The 21,058-nt window shown below is 57.6% G+C and carries 15 protein-coding genes; 7 read left to right on the forward strand and 8 right to left on the reverse strand.

What is annotated here, in order from left to right:
- Positions 1-691: 691 nt before the first annotated feature.
- Both ACKAMS_RS30370 and ACKAMS_RS30375 read right to left on the reverse strand, forming a co-directional pair.
- Complete coding sequence (locus ACKAMS_RS30370; RefSeq protein WP_408989968.1) at positions 692-2,971, reverse strand: hypothetical protein; 2,280 nt, start codon at positions 2,969-2,971, stop codon at positions 692-694.
- A gap of 1,335 nt (positions 2,972-4,306) precedes the next feature.
- Entirely contained in the window at positions 4,307-4,855 is a 549-nt protein-coding gene (locus ACKAMS_RS30375) for a recombinase family protein (protein ID WP_283383889.1), read from the reverse strand.
- A gap of 924 nt (positions 4,856-5,779) precedes the next feature.
- On the opposite strand from ACKAMS_RS30375, the gene ACKAMS_RS30380 reads away from it, so the two are divergent.
- On the forward strand, positions 5,780-6,628 hold the full coding sequence (locus tag ACKAMS_RS30380) for a pentapeptide repeat-containing protein (RefSeq protein ID WP_283383890.1): 849 nt from the start codon (positions 5,780-5,782) through the stop codon (positions 6,626-6,628).
- A 142-nt stretch (positions 6,629-6,770) separates the two neighbouring features.
- Entirely contained in the window at positions 6,771-9,611 is a 2,841-nt protein-coding gene (locus ACKAMS_RS30385) for an NACHT domain-containing protein (RefSeq protein WP_408989969.1), read from the forward strand.
- Between the two features lie 530 nt (positions 9,612-10,141).
- Here ACKAMS_RS30385 and ACKAMS_RS30390 read toward each other — a convergent pair.
- The 3 genes from ACKAMS_RS30390 to ACKAMS_RS30400 form a co-directional block, all read right to left on the reverse strand.
- A complete protein-coding gene (locus tag ACKAMS_RS30390; protein WP_408989970.1) occupies positions 10,142-11,920 on the reverse strand; it encodes a hypothetical protein in 1,779 nt (592 codons plus the stop codon).
- A 310-nt stretch (positions 11,921-12,230) separates the two neighbouring features.
- Positions 12,231-12,440 carry a hypothetical protein gene (locus tag ACKAMS_RS30395; protein WP_283383893.1) on the reverse strand — a complete coding sequence of 70 codons (210 nt, stop codon included), beginning with the start codon at positions 12,438-12,440 and terminating at the stop codon, positions 12,231-12,233.
- Position 12,441: 1 nt separating this feature from the next.
- Complete coding sequence (locus tag ACKAMS_RS30400) at positions 12,442-12,741, reverse strand: helix-turn-helix transcriptional regulator (protein WP_408989971.1); 300 nt, start codon at positions 12,739-12,741, stop codon at positions 12,442-12,444.
- Between the two features lie 26 nt (positions 12,742-12,767).
- Between ACKAMS_RS30400 and ACKAMS_RS30405 the strand changes: the two genes are divergently transcribed.
- Both ACKAMS_RS30405 and ACKAMS_RS30410 read left to right on the forward strand, forming a co-directional pair.
- Entirely contained in the window at positions 12,768-13,436 is a 669-nt protein-coding gene (locus ACKAMS_RS30405) for a helix-turn-helix domain-containing protein (RefSeq protein WP_283383894.1), read from the forward strand.
- Between the two features lie 139 nt (positions 13,437-13,575).
- Positions 13,576-14,598 (forward strand): site-specific integrase, encoded by a 1,023-nt coding sequence (locus ACKAMS_RS30410; protein WP_283383895.1) that lies wholly within the window; start codon positions 13,576-13,578, stop codon positions 14,596-14,598.
- A 17-nt stretch (positions 14,599-14,615) separates the two neighbouring features.
- Here ACKAMS_RS30410 and ychF read toward each other — a convergent pair whose 3' ends face one another.
- Complete coding sequence (gene ychF / locus ACKAMS_RS30415; protein WP_019744568.1) at positions 14,616-15,695, reverse strand: redox-regulated ATPase YchF; 1,080 nt, start codon at positions 15,693-15,695, stop codon at positions 14,616-14,618.
- A 70-nt stretch (positions 15,696-15,765) separates the two neighbouring features.
- Entirely contained in the window at positions 15,766-16,269 is a 504-nt protein-coding gene (locus ACKAMS_RS30420; RefSeq protein WP_020908510.1) for a CD225/dispanin family protein, read from the reverse strand.
- Positions 16,270-16,358: 89 nt separating this feature from the next.
- Between ACKAMS_RS30420 and ACKAMS_RS30425 the strand changes: the two genes are divergently transcribed.
- The 3 genes from ACKAMS_RS30425 (at position 16,359) to ACKAMS_RS30435 (ending at position 20,534) form a co-directional block, all read left to right on the forward strand.
- On the forward strand, positions 16,359-17,936 hold the full coding sequence (locus ACKAMS_RS30425; RefSeq protein ID WP_024487321.1) for an FMN-binding glutamate synthase family protein: 1,578 nt from the start codon (positions 16,359-16,361) through the stop codon (positions 17,934-17,936).
- A gap of 112 nt (positions 17,937-18,048) precedes the next feature.
- A complete protein-coding gene (locus ACKAMS_RS30430; protein ID WP_019744571.1) occupies positions 18,049-20,331 on the forward strand; it encodes a carbon starvation CstA family protein in 2,283 nt (760 codons plus the stop codon).
- 2 nt (positions 20,332-20,333) lie between these two features.
- The gene (locus tag ACKAMS_RS30435; protein ID WP_019744572.1) at positions 20,334-20,534 is read left to right on the forward strand and encodes a YbdD/YjiX family protein; all 201 of its coding nucleotides are present in this window, start codon (positions 20,334-20,336) and stop codon (positions 20,532-20,534) included.
- 6 nt (positions 20,535-20,540) lie between these two features.
- Here the strand turns inward: ACKAMS_RS30435 and ACKAMS_RS30440 are convergent, their stop codons facing one another.
- Complete coding sequence (locus ACKAMS_RS30440) at positions 20,541-20,945, reverse strand: hypothetical protein (protein WP_019744573.1); 405 nt, start codon at positions 20,943-20,945, stop codon at positions 20,541-20,543.
- Between the last annotated feature and the right edge of the window lie 113 nt (positions 20,946-21,058).

A 21,058-nucleotide genomic window follows, 5' to 3' on the forward strand; every position in this document is an offset into this window, starting at 1 on the left:
CTCAGTGCTGGGCGTTTGTCGAAGTTGACTTGATACGAGAACAACCCTTGACCAGCAAGTTCAGAGTTTGCTTCCGTTGGCGCAATTCGGATGGTTTCGGATCTCCTGCGTACTCACTGCGTACTGATCGGTGTTCATAGTTGCCTGCCGGATCGAACGCGCACTTCCCTCGACTGCAGCGGAGAAAGCACCCGATTCGGAAGGATTGAGGATCAATGACGCCCTTGCAAGATCGATTTGTGTGGATCCGATCTGTGCGACGATTGCGAGAGTCGCGGCAACTTGTGTGTTCGTTCACTCGCTGTTCTGGCGCCCGGTGCGCTGGATCTCGGAAGGGGTTGTGTCACCCTGAATCTAGCGTCCTCTGAATCGGCATGAGTTGTGAAACTTTCACTGGCTCGCACGGGCCTCAGCGCAGGCCAGGCAACTCACCCGCTTACCGCTGCTTGGATCGACGACGAGGCCATAGCCGAAAAACGCAACAATCGTAGACACGAGGTCCCGAAGCCGGAGGTGGTAGATGATCCTTCGATGGCTCTGGTCGGCAGCTTACTCGGCGGGCTCCAAGGTGAGCTCTGATTTTCGTGCAAGTTTTTGCCTCATCTCCCTTATGCGGTCACAGCGGCGCGCAGTCCGTTCGACCACCATCAGCCTCGCGACAGGAAGAATATCGCTCAGGCGTGCAGGCAAATCAAGACTCTGACGCCTTAAAGCGATTAAACATTTCGTCTATGTCCCCGCCCGTCTCAGACATCCGACTTCGGGGGTAACGTGTAGCGTGAGAATCGTCCTCTTGTTTCGCATCGTGTTCTTCTTCGCGCTGATGGGCTTCCGCAACACTTTCCTCAATGCTTGGATAGACATCAAACAGTTCTGCCAATTCTACGAGATCGTTGAGGTCTGGTGGCGACGGATCCCACGCGTCCAATTCGCTCAGTGCATGGTCAAGGAACTGATCCCTAATATCATCATCAATGTCATCGACATCTTCGAACGAATTGAAATCCACGAAGGCACTCCAATCAGACGTCCCTTCAAGCGAAGAGCTAAGCCAACTCTCAAGAGTTTCATGAAACTCGGCAAGAACTTCTTCGGAAACAGAAATGGAACGATCTTTTTGAAGTTTCGAGACTTTTCGATACAAACGGATTGCGTCAGACTTTTCTCCCTGCAAATTTTTCCATCGATCCGCCAAGAAGACTAGTCGTGATTCGATCCACGTGTTTGGTGGTCGAAGTTCAGGTTCCAGGCCGAGCACAGCCTCGAGTCGATTCTCGAAGAGTCCGTACGGATCTTCGTAACCAGTTACGTATCCTGACTGGTTGAGGATCTTGACCGGACTCGGACTTTCGAACGTCCCCATCAATGCTTCAGTAAACTCATCACCAAATAGATTGATGGGCATGTGGCGCACGACGCCACTGCTAGCACTCGTCGAGAATGAAGAATCCTCGCCGGTCGCATTTCTCAGGGCGGTTAGCTGTTCAAAAAATACAACGCTTGCTATTAGAGAGGAGAGTGTGGCGGGATCCTCTCGTATTTGATCGAGAATAAACTCGGCTACAGAAGGGTTATGAAATGACACCATGACTTCAGCACCCCGCTTAGCGATCGAGATGAAGGTCATTTCCAGCATCTCAAGCGAAGAACGGAAGCTTGCAGCGTTTGCGTGCAGATGAGACTCTGAACAGAAGGAGAGGTACGCAGCTTGCAAGTCAGGGTGCGACGCCTGTACTGGCATTGAAGCCAAGGTCAGTAGCAACGCCTTCTGACTATCGATGAGATGGCGTTCATACGCGTTCCGCCAAAGTTCTTCGGGGTGCGTCAAAATATCAACGAACCGATCCAGATAGCCCTTAGATGAGGAGTCAAAACTGGGCCCTGTGCAGTATTCGATCAGCCGCGGATTATACCCGGAATGATCGACAATCCTCTTCCATCCACCGTCCGACAGTTCGGCCAGGCATTCCACGGAAACATCGGCATGCCAGAGGTGACTGTACAGAATTTGAGCTCGATCGAGACGCGAGTAATCGTCGAGTTCCAGGATAAAATGGAGGTCATCACCGAGATCTACGAGTCTACGATAGTCGCGCCGAGCGTCTCGGAGAATGTACTCCCTGGTTGTCATCACCAACTTCTTGTGTTTCATACCTCCCACGGCATCAATGAAGTTCGCCAATCTTGAGTCTTCATTCTTCCCCATGCGTTCACTGAAGGAAATCTGCCCTAGGAAATCATCATAGAAGAAGATTTGTGAGTGCTTCGTATCCAACGCCGCCCAGGCTTCCTTGATATCTTCGGATACTTCGATTGGTTGATAGCCGAGGGCTAGATAGCTGGCAACGAGCATCTGCGCGAGTGCAGACTTTCCGATTCCTGGAACTCCTGCTATTAAACAGACGTTATGCTCATCGAGAATCTTCATGGATTCCTCGTATGAATCACCCTCAATGTAAGTGTTCAGTGTGCGCTCAAGCCTTGTTCGAAGCATGCTTGATCGTGAAGCGAGTTCGGAATTCGTGGCCCAGAACAGCTCCGTCCCGGTAGACAGCCACAATTTAATGTGCCGGCGCTCAACTTCACCGTTCCGGGTAAGTTCGCCATCAATGTCGCGACCACCATAGACGAGTTCAGGTCCTGACATCCATGACGAAAACAACTCATAGATTTTCTGCTTCTGACTTACAGTCAGGTCAAAGCTGGTGTAGAAGCGATACTCGCCCGGAGCTTGCTTCTTCACCTTTGAAACCTCATCCTTTGCCGATGCCAGCAATTGAGAGAAGGACGATTTGAAATAGTGTTTGCATTGCGCTATTGCCAACTGCCCGCCAGGGAGGCGCCATCTCAAGTCGATGCCTCCGTCCGCGCCACGCGCGAATCGCTCAACATGGGTGCCGACTTCCCCAGCGATAAGGTCGGAGACGACCGACTCGAAGTCGAGATCACTAAGGACTGAGAAGTTGCGCATAGAGGCAGTATGCCCTGGTCATGCCCGCCGTCGAAGCGGCCATGTACCCAAATACAGAATTTCCCTTGTACACGCTTGATCCGCGGCCCACTCCGCAAAGCGCACGTCATCGTCGGGTTGCCGACTCATCGGAAAGGTTCGGCAATCGAGGATACCAATGGTGGCACCAGGCGCCCACTCACTAAGTGGTGGGCGCTTCGAATCTGCCGTTCTGCACGTCCCGTGCGAGCGCCACCATTGACTCGAAATATTGACATTGAATCGCCGTGATCTCCCGATCTCACGATTGCGGACCACCGAATCGACGACTGCGTCCTGCCCGACTGCCGGGCGGTGCCGCTCAACGGCTTCGACGAAATCTGCCGCGTCATCACGGGTTTGCTCATGCGAAGAGAGTGGATTCGGTTTAGCAAGTGCCACACACGATATCGCGCGACTATCAGTCGACGTGAGATCTTCCAATCGCGACGAGGCCGATTACCACGGACTGGCACAGTAGGACAGATACGTTCGATGCACTTTTAGACCTGGGAACCCGTACATCTTGCGATCTACATAGCGAACTGGGGGGCGTGATCGGCGCCTGGGGGGTAGTACCCCCGGGGGTACCAATGACTGTGATAAAAGGTAAAAGCTGGCCTTCACCGCAGGCGTCACCGCAACAACCGAAGCCATGCAGAACAAAGCGAACACGAGGAACTGGCATACGAGGCGGCACAACGAATTCAGGTCTGAGGGATCGCCGCGACCAGGTTTTTCCCATTCGCCAGACCGAATCCGCAGTGACGTTCGCACCGGATTGGCACGCATACGCAAGCAGTTAGGCCACGCGCCGGGCGAACCCTAAGCGCTGGCATGTTGTGATGTCTGAAATATTGAGACACTGCAAGATTCACCCCGCCGCATCCATTCAAGAGGTCACTATGGGCAACACGCCACGTCAGCGCGAGATCAAAGCGGCACGCACTGCGGGCAAACCGCCAGTCCGTAAGTGTGTGTTGTGCCGGAAGAAAATCGCGAACACGGTTGCACTGGTGAACTTGTCGAACGGCCGACCTGCCCATGAGAAGTGCCGTGACGACTACGCGCGAGGCATGGTGCAACGTAACCCCACTCAGCGCAACAAGAGTCACGGATGGGAAGCGCAAGAAGCCACCGCCCGGCGGGCCATGGCTGCAAACCGAGATCAGGTACTCAGCGGGGACACCTTCCGATCTCAAAAGCCGTCAACCTGGCGAGTGGGCAGCGCTCCATCATCGACACCAGAAACCAGGTAACACTGCCGAAAGGCCAAACCTCGCAGGCGAATCAGCTTGTCGAGTTCGGCTCCAGAAGTTATGCGAGGTATCGATAGACCGTCGCACGCGAGCAGTTGAGCATCCGTGCAATGTCAGGCGCACTGATGCCTTTTTCACGCAATTGTTGAGCTTTGATCGCGTCGGCATCTGTCACCTTGCGGGGTCGCCCGCCCTTGCGTCCGTTCGCGGCAGCTGCAGCCAGTCCGGCACGTGTGCGTTCGATCATGGTGTCTCGTTCGAGCTGTGCGAATGCGGCCATGATCGTCAGCATTGCCTTTCCCATCGGCCCATCGGTATGCAGGCCCTCGGTGACGCTACGAAATCCGATCCCGCGCTCGGTGAGTTCTTCTATGAGTTGCAGGACGTGGACGGTGTTGCGGCCGAGTCGGTCGAGCTTCCACACGGTGAGTACGTCACCTTCGCGCAGGTGGTCGATGCACGCATCCAACTCGGGGCGTGTGGTCTTGGAACCGGAGACGCCGTGGTCGGTAAAGATCCGGGCGGCACCCGCTGCTTTGAGCGCGTCTAGCTGAAGCTGCGCATTCTGCTCGGTGGTGCTCACTCGTGCGTATCCGATGACTGCCATTGTCTCGCTTCCGTCTCATTATCCCGTCAACATCGCGGTTATGAGACTATAAGTTATGAGACGGGATTACAAGACGGTGGCACGCCACGACGACCAGGCGAAACCGAATTGACCGACTTGGGTGGTCGCAGTCGCATCAATCGATCGATAATGAGACAACGGAACGGCGAGACACTCGTGACTCTTGAGCCGATGCGGAGTGCGGTCAACGCTGACGGTGAAGCTGGATGGGACCGGGTCAGCACCTACTCGCCATCAGCACCGCACAATGTTCAAATGACAACAGCAGGTTCGCCCTCCGGTGGTTCGCCGGTAGATAAGCCTCCGGTTCCCACACCGTCACCTGAATCACGCGGCACGAGGATCGGGATCTTCGCTGGCACCGCGCTAGTGACCACGAGCGTCGCTCTGTTCATCGTGTCGGGATTCGCAATCCTTTCTGGTGAGTCAGGTGTCGCGCAGCCCGTTGCGACAGTCCTCGGCGGCGCTGGAGTTCTCGGAGCAGGTGCCCTAACTTTCCGATCCGCACACAACACTCGAATCAGTGCGGAGAGAACCGCCGCCGATTCACTCGCACACGCAGAAACCGAACTCGAACACGCACGAACTGTCGCTGCTGATGAGAAGGCGAGACACGAGAAGCAACTCACGGAGCAACGACACCAAGCCGAGATCGCTAGGGCGGAGCAGTCAAAGACGTTTGAGCGCACCCATCGACGAGAAGTGGTCCGCGACCTACGATCCCGCTACACAACTTGCGCCGAACAACTCGCCCACGAATCCGCCGCAATCCGACTCGCCGGCGTCTACGCACTCGCCTCCCTCGCTGACGACTGGCAGCAACAGAACGAGCGCGATGAGAAACAAGTTGCCATCGACCTACTTCGCGCGTACCTCCGGACCCCCAACATTCACACGCCTGTATTGATCGCCGCGAAACTACCTGACACCGGAGAGTTGGAAGTACGTAGAACCATTCTCCTCACGCTGCATAAACACTCTTCTGCGGAAGCTTCGGACCCGAAGAGCTGGAACGGGTTTGATTGCACGATCACCAATGCCGACATATCCAACATGAGTCTGAGCTCATTGGACCTGACCGCCGCGGACCTGTCCAGCGCGGACCTGTCCAATGCGAACCTGACCGCCGCAAACCTGACCAGCGCGAACCTGTCCAATGCGAACCTGACCGCCGCGAACCTGACCTACACGGCCCTGACCGACGCGAGTATGGAAGACGCAAACCTGACCGGCGCGAACCTGGCCCTCGCGAACCTGACTGGCACGGACCTGGCCCTCGCGAACCTCACCGGCGCGAACCTGACCGGCGCGAACCTGACCGGCGCGGAACTGGCCTTCTCGGACTTGTCCGAAGCGATCATGGTCCGCGCGGACCTGACCGGCGCGGACCTGACCGGCGCGAGACTCTTCGACGCGGACCTGTCCGCCGCGATACTATTCGATGCGGACCTGTCCCGCGCGAACTTGTCGGGTGCGAACCTGTCCCACGTGAACCTGTCCGGCATGGATTTGACCGGGGTGGACTTGTCCGGCGCGTTTATGATCGGCGCGGTTTTGACCGCCGCAACACTGGTCGGCGCGGATTTGATGGACGCTAATCTTTCCGGAGCGAACCTGTCTGGAGCGAATCTGCACGAGGCAAACCTTGCGTGCGCAAACATCGACGGAACGAAGCTGAGCAACATCTACTACACCGCTGCCACAATCTGGCCCGAAGGAGCCGTCCTTCCCGCTTCGCGTGACCGTCCGTAGCGGTGAAGGCCTAACAGTTCTTCCGTGCCTCTGAATCGTTACTGACACACCAGAGGGCGTAACACATCTCAGGGGAAGTAGGTGCCGGAACTTCCATTTTCCAACCTGTTTCCATGATCCAGATCTCAAGGGGTACATTTCCATGATGGTGGATCCTGGAAGTGCTGCAGTCGCGATTGGCGCTGCAAATGCGGGCATGACGCTCACGATGAATGCCAGTAAAGGTTTTGGCGCGTTGCGACGCCATTTTCAATTGCTGGGAACCTTTGAACCTGAATGGTTATCTCTCCAAAAAGACGCCGAATTTCGACTGTCAGCTGCCGACGTCCTTGATATAGAAAAGTTCCTCTCCTCGCCGCAAATGGAGCCGGTTCTTGCATTTCTACTTATAACCGAAATTTCGAAGAATTCCCCCGGTCGCGAACAAGCACTGTCCACCTTCTCTACTGTATTTGACAACGAAGCAGACCGATGGCTTGCCGACAGTGGGGGAAGATGGAAAAAAAGAAAAAAAGACATCCAAAAAAGAGTCCAGTCCCTGTACGACACCTCGCTCGGATTTCATTCCGAATCCATACCAACCGATGTACTCGATGACTACGAAAACTTTGTCAACTCCCCCATACTCAATGGATCTGAAAGAAATTCCAATTCCGGACGACATCTTGAGCGACTTGTGGAGTTAATGAAGGACCTTCCCCGTCTAGCTCGGGCAATTGAAACCAGCAGAGATTTAGCTCGGATGATTGGCTCCATCCAACATCAACCAATAATTACCCACACGGAACTCGACAGTTCATCTGATTTTGAATCACTCTATATCCGCCGAAACTTTATACGCGACGATGATCAGCAACTTGTCACCGCAGAAGAATTGAACCCTTCTTCGTCTCCATTCAGGGCGGTCGTCATGGGTGATCCAGGAGCTGGAAAGACAACATTTGTTCATCACTTCAAGAAGGAAATTTCGGGATCAGAGTCGTCGGTCCCGGTCGTGGAAATTGTATGCCGACATTACGCAAAAACAGCTTGGGATAAATCAGTCACATCGCACGCTGTCGACTCTATAAACGCGGATCACTCAACTACGTTATCTAACCAAGATTTTGAGAGTATCCTTTTATTGGGCAGGGTATGTCTAGTCTTTGACGGTCTGGATGAGATAACCGAGCAGTCTCGGCGATCTCAGATGATCTCACGTATTGAGAGTATTGCAAGTCAATATCCCGTTTGCTCAATTCTGGTAACAACGCGCTTGCTGGGATACGATCGAGCTCCCCTCCCCTCCCTAATTTTTTCGCATATTCGCCTTGATCAGTTCAACGATGACCAGTTCGAAGAATATTGCGAGCGTTGGTTCGATCAGAAGGGCCGGAATGACCTGGTATCCAGCTTTATACATGACTCAGAATCGGTAACTGATCTGAGGTACAACCCGCTCATGCTCTCCCTGTTGTGTGCACTGTACCGAGAACATGGATCTCTTCCTACTGATCGGCGGGGCGTATATGCGAGATGCGCTGATCTCCTTTTCCGCCGCTGGGACGATCACCGGCAGATCGAACAGTCCGGCGCTATGCCGCAATACGCGGAGCGCCTCATGCAGGAAATTGCCCGCTGGGTATATTCCTCACCCGCCCTTCAAGATGGAATAGAAGAGCAGCAACTCGTAATGGTTCTTGCACATTCTCTAGTTGATCGGGACGGGTTCGACCATACGGATGCTGAGCGGGATTCCAGAAGTTTTGTAGAATTCTGCGCCGGCCGCGCCTGGCTACTCGCAAGCTTTGGGACGAACTATCGAGGTCAAAGAATCTTCAGGTTTACCCACAGAACATTCCTTGAATACTTCTCCGCTGAATCTTTCGTAAAGCGATCGGAATCGCAAGATGAAATTTGCAAGGAAATTCAGCGGGTATACGAGGAGGATGCGACATCTGTTGTTCCAGAACTACTTATACAAGCCTATGACTTTCGCCGGGAAGGGGGTGGGACAGCAGTATTCAGGGAGCTACTAAGAGAAGGGTCTCACAACCTGCTCCTGCTCCGCCTGATGGAGGGCATAGGAATGCCTTCACATCTCAGAAGGCAGGCTTTCAGTAACATTTTTGCGAACTGGGCGAACTACGAATGGGTTCCTCCTCGTGAGCTGGAACTTGTATTGTGCCTCAACGAGCAGGCACGCGCACAGCTCGTGCGTGAATTCCTATCATCGGATGCAGGTCCCGACCATGACAAAGCTCGATCATGTCTTCTTGAAGCATGGTCGGGTCTAGCGCTCAGCGGATCTCGTTCTCGATTTCATGATCATTGGACTCCAATAATCGAGGAAATCGCACAAGAAATGGCGCTACGTAAAGTTACGCCAAACTCTCAGGCCGCCGCAAACTGGTTGATATCCCTAAATATTGAGCCCAGGAATTACGATTGGCATGGTTGGGATGCTGTTGTATGTATGAGCAATCACGGCGCTGTTCCGGGCCTCATCTGGTGGAATATCGACGCACGCCTGGGCCGATCGGAGGAATTAAGAGAGAATCAGTTCCGGGATAAGGCGATATGTATCGCGTATGAAAAAATATCGAGCGGCGAGAAGATCCCTGCACCGCTACTCGAGGGACTTCGCTCGTACATATTTTGGTCCGGTGTCGAACTTTTGGATTGGCAGCCCCCCGAGGGATATCCAAACGGACCTTTGGACGAAACTCTCACAAATGTCCTGTTATATGTAATCTTTGCACTTCACGAAGGGGGAGAAGACGTCGAATTCCTCGTATCTTCGACTTCAAAATTCTTCGGCAACGGCCTGGTTTCGGTATTGAAGCTAAGAGACTTCAATGTTCTAACCGCGGAGCGCCCTAGTAGGAGCCAGGAGCGACAAGCTCGCGACTTTATGCGCCAGTTTCCTCAGTGGCTGCAGCATTGGGTAAGCGGCAGAAGGGCATTCGTGCTGTGGTCCGACGATGTCAGGAGACGTCAATAAGGGAACTTGTGCCGAGGGAGAACGTCCGACGGCAGGGCGGAGTGACTCCGTATGAAACTACATTGGGTGCACAGACCGAGGAAAAAATAACTTCGGCGCGGAAGCCCGAAGATACGTCACTGACACCATAAGACTCGTATTCGGAAACGCATTCACCTCGAACGCCAAGGTATGCCCCCAGCTTCGCGGTGGCGGTGACATGTCCTCGGACCGGGCGAGCTGCAGTCTGACTAAATCGTAGAAGCTTTCGCTCGATCCTCATCAGAATGCGGACATTTGCAAGCACCTGATACTTACTTGTATAGAGCTGGCAATCACCGCGCCTCGCTTCCAGCATCTCAACTCACGGCCGGTTCACCCTCTGACTCCAGGTTTCACACCAACCACTGTCTGTCGACGTAGTGCAACAGGATCGCGAGCACCCACCACAGGAAGGGTGGAAATCTCCACCCTTCCTTCCACCCCCAGATTTGGGCGCTGACCTGTATGAATCGGGGTGGAAACCAAGGTGGAGGTTTCCACCCCACGCGTCAGGAAAGCTCGTACCACTCCTTATTTCCCTCGGTGTGGTTTACGACTATTCCCTCCTCAACCATGCGCGCAATAGCCAGATCGAAATCGTCTCGGTCCGCAGAACTGAGGCCGCGACGCAACGGACCTCGCAACATCTTCTCCTTTTGGAGTTGGCGAGTAATGCCTTTGGCAATGCGATCAAGCCGCTTGTCGATCCGGGTGGCCGCGGTTGTGTCCTCGTCCTCACCCCGGGCGACAGCGTTGGCCGTGCGCCGTTTTCGGTTCCGTTCGAACAGATCACGCTCAATGCCACCCCGGGTGCGACTCGATACGGCCATTACCTCTCCTGCCAATCGCCAGTCGTCGTCGCTCATGACACTGCGGCCATCAAGAACCATCAATCCGGCAGCGACCTTGAGTCGGCAGAGCATCACATGCCCGTCCAGTGGATTCTCGGCGTTCCCACGAAGTACTTTCAATCGGTGAGAGTCGATCTCCTCACGAGCTCTATCTGGAATAACGACAAGCTCTTGAGTAGCCTCCCACCGCGGAAACTTGACCACCCACGGTGCAGGTTCAGACGGTCGCACGTCAGGTGCGTATGGGTCGTTTACAGGAAGCCACACGAACCTCTGCGGGGTTCCACCACCCGCGTCATCAAGCAGCGGGGCGGCGTTCTCTGGTTGCACACCGACAGTGAGGCAGAGGCGGTAGCAGTGGGCCCCGACTGCCGACGTCGTGGCCTTCGACGCATTGTTGAATCCGATCGACTCACCCATGTAGGCCTTCCGTAACTCAGCCATCAAGGTGGCGCCCTTTCTACCTGCAAGAGCTGCCAGTGTGTCGATTTCCGACACCGCAATCAACGCACGTGTTCGTGCAGATGATTCACGGTCATCGGAGTCGGGTGCCCGAAATGCACGAGCAAGTCCTTCACCACTGCCGATGTTCGGCTGATCAATCTCAATTTTGTGGCCTGCGAAGTCGGCGAATTCGACAGCTGCAAACCCTGCTCCGTCCGATGCACCCTTACCCGCGCCCGAAGCCCCTACTGCGGCGAGAAAGAGGTTCATCGACACAGCGCCTCCCACCGTCGGAGGAAGCATCACGTTGGGTTCATGCGAGGCGATGGCACGGGCGAGTACAACGCCGAGCGTCGACCATGGACCAGCTCGACGTGCTCGTGCAAAGTCCCGGATATGTGTCAATGCCGGTCGCCCATTCCAGAATTCGTCATCGGGATCTTCGTGGTTCGTGACCGCCACCGGAACAAACTCGTGGACCTCGTGCCCCGCTGTCACATGATCTGCAGCGTCCTTTCCGATCTTCGCTTCCACGATCGATACATCCTTGGCAATCCCATTGAGGTTCTTCGCGACGTCCTGGGCGTGCTTGCGCCCAGCCGCATCCTTGTCCGCAACAATTTGAACATTCCTGTCGGACAGCGGATTCCAGTCAAAACGACTTGCTGCAGTATTGGCACCCTGGGGTGGCGAGACAGCCGCCACACCAAGCACAGCGAGCGCGTCCGCGCACTGTTCACCTTCCGTAACGTAAACGGTTGAGGTTCGATCTTCAGGGAGGGTTTCAACGCGATAGAGCGACCGATCATCCTTGTTTCCCGACTGCGGAAATTGCTTCTCCGGCGTGCGCCTCACAACCCGCCCACCTTGGTATCGGTAGGTCACACCACTCGGATTGTCAAATAGGTCGTGCATCGTGAGACCGACTTTGGAAAGCACCTCGTCGCGATCATCCGCATGGCTGTAAATCAGAGTTCTATCTCGTCCGTACATAACACTGATCGACCTGTCCTTACCGCTGTGACCAGGCGATTGAATCGCGGCCCGATCGCCAGAGGAGTTGAGGTCGACGGTGCTTCCCGCGTCCTCGAATGCCCGAATTACACGTTCGAACGATCTCACGCAGTGGCCTCCGACTTCGCGCGTGTCGCGCACTGACACCTGGTACGCCTGCAATACGGGTCATGGCTGATCAAGATTTCGAAACTCTCTGTGTTAGCGTGAATCTGATTGGTTGTCTGATAGCAACTGAGAATTCGAGAAGCGGATCCCTGGCCGGATCCGTTTTTCTCGTCTCTGGCCATCATTCGATCTTCTGCGCGCTGGACCGAAGCGCCGTCTGGCGTTCAGCAACTTTCCTCACGCCTTCAGCGAGTTGAGCGATAGCGGTGCGGGCTTCGTCAACCGTGAAGATCAAGGTGAAGTGCTGTCCGAGGCGGAGACTGACCTTACCCATGAAGGGCATTGCAACCACCTCGGTTGCTGCGGATCCGTGTGCCATGAAGTCAGCCATATCAGGCAACCCCGCCCCGGATGGTGGCGATTTCCTGCGATGCGACCCACTTCTCCACTTCGCCCCTGCGGTAGACGACGCGCTTCCTGCCGAGCTTGAACGACGCAGGTCCCTGGTCCGTATGGCGCCACCACCTCAGGGTGGCCTCCGGAATCCCGTATTCCGTGCAGAGCTGCTTCGTAGTGATGATTTCCGTTGCCAAAGTCGACAACCTTCCTGTGTAGTGCATCAGATAATGCATGTCATGCAGATCGCAAGCTGCGTCTCGTGCAGCAATAGGATTGCACACACTTGCCTGCATGGCAAGCAGTCTGCATACTGATCCTCATGCAGCAAACTGACGTAGGCGAACTCTTCGGTCAGCTCGTGACACGACTTCGTACAGACAAAGGCCTGAGTCAAACCGCGCTAGCGACGCGACTCAGCGAGGAACTCGGAAAGAATGTCGACCCCACGACAATCACTCGGATGGAGCGAGGGTCTAGGCCGACCACCATCCTCGAGTTATATGCCCTCGCAAACGTCTTCGGGGTTCCAGTTCACGATCTCCTTCCCGGGCGACGTGATTCGCCAGTAGAACTCGCGGCGATGTATCTCAAATTCACGGAAGGAGGGCTGCGACGAGAAAGAATTCTGGCCGAAGCGCGGGTGATTGAACTTGAGGAAGATATCGAGCACGTTTCGGTCGCTGCGGCAGCTGCGGCGCGCCTGGCGATCACTTCGGGGAGCGAACAACGATTTACAGCCGATGAATTGACTGACCTCGAGACGCTCGCCCGCTTCGGAACTGGAGGCTATCTGGAAGTTTCGTTTATGGATATCTTCCACGAACTCGTCTCCGAGGAAGAGGGTTCGAAGGCGGATTCGTGGGCGAAGCTTCAGACGACAGAAAGCCTTGATCTCGACGAGGAGGATGTGTCGGACAAGGTTGTGCACTACTTGGGATTGATCGATTACCTGCGTCAAGGAAGGGCTGAAGGTGCCACCAAAGCGTAATCGGCGTTCGGGCGTCGAGGATCTCTGGAAGAGAAAGTCCGACGGCACGCCTCTCAAGCTTGATGGAGAGGGAAAGCGCTGGCGCGCAAGGTATGTAGACAATGACAGCCGAGAGCGAACGCAACGGTTTGCGCTCAAGGTGGACGCTAAACAGTGGCTCGAAGCCATCGTGTCGAGCCAGGTCACCGGGAGCTATGTGGACCCGGCGCGTGGCAAGGTCACGTTCGCCAGTTTCTACAAGGATTGGTCGTCTCGTCAGGTGTGGGTACCGGGCACAGTAAGGGCGATGAACCTTGCCGCCGGCAGCGTCACGTTCTCGACAGTAGCGATGGCAGACCTACGTCCGTCGCACCTCGAAACATGGGTTAAGGCAATGCAAGACAAGCCGCTTGCACCCAGCACGATCAAGACTCGGTTCAACAATGTTCGGTCAGTGCTGCGAGCTGCGAAGCGTGACAAGGTGCTTGGCGAAGATCCATCCGAGAGGATCACACTCCCCCGGCGGCGACGTGCAGATGCAGCAATGGTCATCCCCACGACGCAACAAGTCGGTGCGCTCATCACCGAAGCGGGTATCGAGTTCAATGCTTTCGTGGGACTGTGCGCTTTTGCAGGCCTCCGGCTTGGAGAGGCCGCGGCACTACAGGTCGGTGACATCGACTTCCTGCGCCGGGAGATCAACGTCGAGCGGCAGGTGCAACGGGCGAACGGTCACGCTGTCGAGATCCGGGCACCGAAGTACGGGAGTGAACGAACCGTCCCGGTTCCCGATGGGCTGCTCAAGCTGCTGTCGCTTCACATTGCGCACTGGCGGCACGAGAGCAATGAACCGACTCGCTGGATGTTCCCTGGGGAAGGTAAACACCCATGGCATCAGAACTCTGTGGGGTACCGGTGGCGAGCTGCGCGCAAGGGCGTCGGGGCCGAGCACCTTCACTTGCATCACCTGCGGCACTTCTACGCGTCCGGCCTGATCGCTGCAGGGTGCGATGTGGTGACCGTGCAACGAGCGCTCGGACACAGCTCGGCAACCGTCACGTTGAACACGTACAGCCACCTGTGGCCGGACGCTGACGACAAGACGCGCAAGGCGGCCGACGCCCTATTCAAATCCTCTACGGAATCTACTGCGTACCCTCTGCGTACCGAGGGTACCGAATAGGGCGCTGACCTGGGGCCTTACACGTTGAAGCGGAACTCCACCACATCGCCGTCGGCCATGACGTATTCCTTGCCCTCCATGCGGACCTTGCCTGCAGCCTTGGCTGCGGCCATGGAACCGGCCTCGACGAGGTCGTCGAAGGACACGATTTCAGCCTTGATGAAGCCACGCTCGAAGTCGGTGTGAATGACGCCGGCAGCCTGGGGCGCGGTGTCACCCTTATGGATCGTCCAGGCGCGAGCTTCCTTCGGACCAGCCGTCAGGTAGGTCTGCAGCCCGAGGGTGTGGAAGCCGGTGCGCGCGAGAGCGTGCAGGCCCGGCTCGGTCTGACCGATCGAGTCGAGCATTTCCTGGCGGTCTTCCTCGTCGAGCTCGAGGAGTTCCTGCTCGACCTTCGCGTCGAGGAACACGGCGTCGGCCGGAGCGACGGATGCGCGCAATTCCGCAACCTTCGCTGCGTCGGTGAGCACAGACTCGTCGGCGTTGAAGACGTACAGGAAGGGCTTGGTGGTGAGCAGGCTCAGTTCACGCAGCAGCGAGAAGTCGAGCTTGTCCTTGACACTGAAGAGCGTCGTGCCCTCGTTGAGGAAGGCCTGAGCCTTGAGTGCCTCGTCGTGGGCCGGCTTGAGCTCCTTGTTCTTGCGAGCTTCCTTGTCCAGACGCGGGAGAGCCTTCTCCAAGGTCTGCATGTCGGCGATCACGAGCTCGGTCTCGATGACTTCGATATCGGAGGCCGGGTCGACCTTGCCGTCGACGTGGATGACGTCGTCGTCGGCGAAGACGCGAACTACCTGGCAGATGGCGTCCGCTTCACGGATGTTGGCCAGGAACTTGTTACCAAGGCCTGCGCCCTCGGACGCGCCCTTCACGATTCCCGCGATGTCGACGAACGACACGGTCGCGGGGAGGATGCGCTCGGAGCCGAAGATCTCGGCGAGCTTCTGCAGCCGCGGATCGGGCAGCTCAACCAGGCCGACGTTGGGTTCGATGGTCGCGAACGGGTAGTTCGCTGCCAACACGTCGTTGTTGGTCAGTGCATTGAAAAGGGTGGACTTGCCGACGTTGGGCAGTCCGACGATTCCGAGGGTAAGGCTCACGGTCTGTGGATTCTACGGCCTCGCGGCGACGTGACGGGTACTCGCCCCACCGTCACGTCGCGGCAGGTGATCAGTTGTAGGTATACGAATCGACGGACGACACGATCGCAACCAGGAAGATGACGTAGAACGCGATGAACAGCACCCAGCAGATGACGGCTATGAGGAGCGAGATCTGCCCGAGCTTCTTCACGCGCTCGGACGCGTACTGTGCGCCCTGGTGATCGCCCATCGCCCACTTCGGGTAGATGTCGTGGAGATGGTTGAACGCGGCGAACGCGATAGGCCAGAAGAACAGGATCGACGCGACGGCCCATCCCGCGTTGGACTTCGGCGGACCGTACTGGGGCGCCGCGTACGTGGGTGCGGCGCTGTACTGCTGGGTCGCGCTGTACTGCTGACCGGTCGGATACTGCTGTCCGGCTGAGTACTGCGGGTCGGTCGGGTACTGCTGGCCCGTCGGATACTCCTGGCCTGCTGAATATTGCTGACCGGCTGAATACTGCTGGCCCGCCGGATACTGCTGCTCCTTCGGATCCTGCGGGTCGGTCGGATATTGCGGTTCGGTCATCATTCCCCCAAAGAGTCGGATTCGGTTCTCTATCGCAGAACCTAGTGGAGACTTACCGCTGCCGTGTCACAGTGGGCGCCTACGCTCTCGAGGTGACTCGGATGCTGATCGTGCTCTTGATATGGATAGTGGGTCTCGGCACCGCCGCGCTCGCAATTGTCGCCTCGCCCGGATGGTGGGTGATCGCTGTCGTCACTCTCGCGCTGGCGGCGATGGGCACCTACGACCTCACTCAGAAGTCCCACAGCATCCTCCGTAACTATCCGGTCCTGGGGCACGCGCGATTCCTCCTCGAGAAGATTCGACCGGAGATCCAGCAGTACTTCGTCGAATCATCCACCGATGGAATGCCATTCGATCGCGAAACGCGAGATCTGGTTTACGAGCGTGCAAAGGGAACACTGGCGGAAGAGCCCTTCGGGACCGAGCGCGACGTCAATGCGATCGGCTACGAGTTCATGACGCATTCGATTCGCGCACGGACCGCCCCCGACACCGTTCCGCGAGTTCGGCTCGGCGGACGCGATTGCACGAAGCCGTACGACATCGCTCTATTGAACGTCTCCGCGATGAGCTTTGGGTCGTTGTCCGCCAACGCAATCGAGGCCCTCAACGCCGGCGCCGCCAAAGGCGGCTTCGCCCACGACACCGGCGAAGGCGCGATCAGTCCGTATCACCGCAAACACGGCGGCGATCTGATCTGGGAAATTGCCTCGGGATACTTCGGATGCCGAACCGAGGACGGCCGATTCGATCCTGACCGGTTTGCCGAGCGTGCCGGCCTCGATCAGGTGAAGGCCATTTCGATCAAGCTCTCGCAAGGTGCGAAACCCGGGTTGGGTGGCGTGCTTCCCGGAGTCAAGGTCTCCCCCGAAATCGCCGAAACCCGCGGGGTACCCGTCGGCCAGACCGTGATTTCGCCACCCGCGCACACCGCGTTCAGCACTCCGGTCGAACTGGTCGATTTCATCGCGACCCTGCGAAAACTGTCGGGAGGCAAGCCAGTCGGTATGAAACTGTGCGTCGGCTCGCGTCGTGAATTCCTCGGAATCTGCAAGGCGATGATCGAACGCGGCATCACGCCGGACTTCATCATCGTCGACGGTTCCGAAGGCGGCACCGGCGCAGGTCCGGTGGAATTCGAGGACCATATGGGCATGCCGTTGACCGAAGGCCTGATGCTCGTGCACAACGCCTTGGTGGGAACCGGTCTGCGCGCTCTCGTGAAAGTCGGCGCTTCCGGAAAGGTGGCGAGCGGTTCCGACATCGTCAAACGCATCATCCAAGGCGCAGACTTCACGATGGCTGCCCGCGCAATGATGTTCGCAGTGGGCTGCATTCAGGCCCAGATGTGCCACACAAACCGCTGCCCGGTCGGCGTTGCCACTCAGGATCCGGCACGCACCCGCGCACTCGACATCCCCGACAAGAGCGAGCGCGTCTACCGCTTCCAGAAGGCAACAGTCGCCAGCGCACAACAGATGATCGCGTCGATGGGCATCGATTCGTTCGACCAACTGCAACCGGGAATGCTCAACCGCCGCGTCGACGGTCTCACCACGCGTACCTATGCCGACCTGTTCGACTGGCTGATGCCGGGCGAACTGCTCGACTCCCCGCCGCAGAGCTGGCTCACCGATTGGATCGACGCCGACGCTCACCGATTCTGACGCCGGTCGACTCCCGCGCCACAGATCGCGCGGATTCACCCGTCTGGTCCTACAGTGACAGATGGCCCGCTGTGACGGTGGCCACACGTGCACTAGTGGACGGAGTTCGACGATGAGCTTGACGACTGCGCCGGAACCAAATGTCGAGTACCTGAAAACCGATCCTGACCTGCCACCTGTCGGGGTCATCGACAAAACACCCATCTCCACGACTGCGCGCGTCGTCTTCCTCGTTCTCGGACTGGTCGGCGCGGGCTCCTGGTACATGATTGCGATCGTCCGCGGTGAACACATCAGTGCTGTGTGGTTCGTGTTGGCCGCAATCTGTACCTATCTGATCGCCTACCGCTTCTATGCGCGGTTGATCGAACGCAAGATCGTCAAGCCTCGCGACGACGTCGCAACTCCCGCCGAAATCATGGAGAACGGCGCCGACTACATGCCGACCGACCGTCGGGTGCTGTTCGGTCACCACTTCGCGGCAATCGCCGGTGCCGGCCCCCTGGTCGGACCCGTCCTGGCCGCGCAGATGGGATACCTACCGGGAACGATCTGGATCATCGTCGGCGTGGTGTTCGCCGGGGCGGTGCAGGACTTCATGGTCCTGTGGATCTCGTCGAAGCGCCGCGGGCGCAGCCTCGGTCAGATGGCCCGCGAAGAACTCGGCCTCGTCGGCGGCGTCGCCGCATTGATCGGCGTGTTCGTCATCATGATCATCCTCATCGCGGTGCTCGGACTTGTGGTCGTCAATGCGCTCGCCGAGTCCCCGTGGGGTGTGTTCTCGATCGCGATGACCATCCCCATCGCCCTGTTCATGGGCGTGTACCTGAGGTATCTGCGGCCGGGCAAGGTTTCCGAAGTCTCCCTGATCGGCGTCGTCCTGCTTCTCCTGGCCATCGTCTCCGGTGGTTGGGTAGCCGATACCGGTTGGGGCGCAGACTGGTTCACACTCTCGAAGGTCACCATTGCGTGGCTGATGATCGCGTACGGATTCGCCGCTTCGGTGCTGCCCGTCTGGCTGCTCCTGGCACCGCGCGACTACTTGTCGACGTTCATGAAGGTCGGCACCATCGCGCTGCTGGCCATCGGAATTCTGGTCGCACGACCCGCGCTGAACATGCCTGCAGTGACGCCGTTCGCCTCCAACGGCGAAGGCCCCGCCTTTGCCGGTTCACTGTTCCCGTTCCTATTCATCACCATTGCCTGTGGCGCACTCTCGGGCTTCCACGCGCTGATCGCGTCCGGCACGACGCCGAAGCTGCTGGAGAAGGAAAGCCAGACCAAGATGATCGGTTACGGCGGCATGCTGACCGAATCGTTTGTCGCGATCATGGCTCTGGTCACCGCCTGCATCCTCGATCAGCACCTGTACTTCGCACTCAACGCTCCCGCGGCGCTGACCGGTGGAACACCGGAAACCGCAGCCGAATACGTCAACAATCTGCCCCTCGGCACCGCCCCCATCACACCGGACGTGCTGACGCAGGCAGCCGAGGCCGTCGGGGAAGAATCGATCATCTCGAGAACCGGCGGCGCCCCGACGCTCGCGTTCGGCATGTCCGAAGTGCTCAGCGACGTCTTCGGCGGCGACTCGCTGAAATCGTTCTGGTACCACTTCGCGATCATGTTCGAGGCTCTCTTCATCCTCACCACGATCGATGCCGGCACTCGCGTCGCTCGATTCATGCTCTCGGACTCGCTCGGCAACTTCGGCGGTCCGGCAAAGAAGTTCAAGGACCCGTCGTGGCGCATCGGTGCGTGGCTGTGCTCGCTGATCGTGGTCGCTGCGTGGGGCGCGATCCTGCTCATGGGTGTCACCGATCCACTCGGCGGAATCAACACGCTCTTCCCGCTCTTCGGCATCGCCAACCAACTTCTGGCCGCGATCGCACTGACGGTGGTCATGACGATCGTCATGAAGAAGGGCCTGTTCAAATGGGCCTGGATCCCCGGCGTGCCATTGGTGTGGGACCTGGTCGTGACTATGACCGCGTCGTACCAGAAGATCTTCTCCGACAACCCCGCGATCGGTTACTGGGCTCAGCACAACGTGTTCAAGGATGCGAAGGCAGCAGGTGAGACGGCACACGGTTCTGCGAAGACTCCAGAGGCCATCGATGCCGTCATCCGCAACACCTTCATTCAGGGCACGCTCTCGATCATCTTCGCGTCTCTGGTGATCGTCGTGGTCATCGCCGGGATCATCGTATGTGCCAAGGCAATCCGGGCCGGCGGGCTGCCGACCACCGAGTCCCCGGAGGAACCGTCGAAGATCTTCGGTCCCGCAAGCTTCATTCCGACGCCCGCGGAGAAGGAAATCCAGAAGGAATGGGACGAGCTCATCAAAGCCGGGAAAGTCCGGGCACCCGGCGCCGCGCACGGAGGTGGGCACTGACCATGACCATGACGGCAAAACTCACCACAGCGTTCCGCGGAACGCTGTGGTGGGTTCGCTCGGTAATGGGTGATCTCGACTATCAGCGCTACGTCGAGCACACCCGACGCCACCACGCCGACTCACCGGTAATCAGCGAACGAGAGTTCTGGCGCCGCCGGCATGCAGCAGCCGACGCCAACCCGGGCGCCCGCTGCTGCTGAATCCGGTCAGGGGCAGGTGGCCTTCGCGAGTTCGTAAATGTGGCCGGCCTGCTCGTCGGTGGGCTTGTTGCCGTTGTTCTCGGCCAGGTCGGTGATCTTGGACTTGACCTCCGCCTCGTCCGTGCCGTTGGCGACCTCGGTGCACGTGGTCGTCAAGATCTCCTCGATGTCTGCGTCGTCGCGGTTCTCCGCCAATGGTGCGTAAGCCCCACGGAAGGTGGCGACGAACAACGCCGTCTTGCCCTGGTCGATGGCGTTGCCCGCTGACTGCTTCGCCGTCTCGAGCGCCTGTTGCCCGCTCGTGACTGCCTCGCTGATCTTGTTCTGCGCGTTGTCCTGATCCTCGGTGCTACACGCGGTGAGCCCGAGAACGACGATTGCTGCTGCCCCGACTGCTGCTGCGATTCTCATGACGGAAATGTTAGTCCGCCTGGCATGCTTCAAAACACAGTATTGAAGCGCAACACACGAGTTATCGCATGCAGTCGTTACGATCAGCTCAGCTAGATCACCGGATTCTCACA

This window comes from Rhodococcus sp. 5A-K4 (genome assembly GCF_046097995.1).
GTDB classification, from domain to species: Bacteria; Actinomycetota; Actinomycetes; order Mycobacteriales; family Mycobacteriaceae; genus Rhodococcus_F; species Rhodococcus_F erythropolis.

What these genes read in the sequence shown, in the direction of transcription:
- ACKAMS_RS30370 (WP_408989968.1), bottom strand. Translation starts at nt 2,971, where the DNA reads ATGCGCAACTTCTCAGTCCTTAGTGATCTCGACTTCGAGTCGGTCGTC.
- ACKAMS_RS30375 (WP_283383889.1), bottom strand. Translation starts at nt 4,855, where the DNA reads ATGGCAGTCATCGGATACGCACGAGTGAGCACCACCGAGCAGAATGCG.
- ACKAMS_RS30385 (WP_408989969.1), top strand. Translation starts at nt 6,771, where the DNA reads ATGATGGTGGATCCTGGAAGTGCTGCAGTCGCGATTGGCGCTGCAAAT.
- ACKAMS_RS30390 (WP_408989970.1), bottom strand. Translation starts at nt 11,920, where the DNA reads ATGTACGGACGAGATAGAACTCTGATTTACAGCCATGCGGATGATCGC.
- ACKAMS_RS30395 (WP_283383893.1), bottom strand. Translation starts at nt 12,440, where the DNA reads ATGGCTGACTTCATGGCACACGGATCCGCAGCAACCGAGGTGGTTGCA.
- ACKAMS_RS30400 (WP_408989971.1), bottom strand. Translation starts at nt 12,741, where the DNA reads ATGCAGGCAAGTGTGTGCAATCCTATTGCTGCACGAGACGCAGCTTGC.
- ACKAMS_RS30405 (WP_283383894.1), top strand. Translation starts at nt 12,768, where the DNA reads ATGCAGCAAACTGACGTAGGCGAACTCTTCGGTCAGCTCGTGACACGA.
- ACKAMS_RS30420 (WP_020908510.1), bottom strand. Translation starts at nt 16,269, where the DNA reads ATGATGACCGAACCGCAATATCCGACCGACCCGCAGGATCCGAAGGAG.
- ACKAMS_RS30430 (WP_019744571.1), top strand. Translation starts at nt 18,049, where the DNA reads ATGAGCTTGACGACTGCGCCGGAACCAAATGTCGAGTACCTGAAAACC.
- ACKAMS_RS30435 (WP_019744572.1), top strand. Translation starts at nt 20,334, where the DNA reads ATGACCATGACGGCAAAACTCACCACAGCGTTCCGCGGAACGCTGTGG.
- ACKAMS_RS30440 (WP_019744573.1), bottom strand. Translation starts at nt 20,945, where the DNA reads ATGAGAATCGCAGCAGCAGTCGGGGCAGCAGCAATCGTCGTTCTCGGG.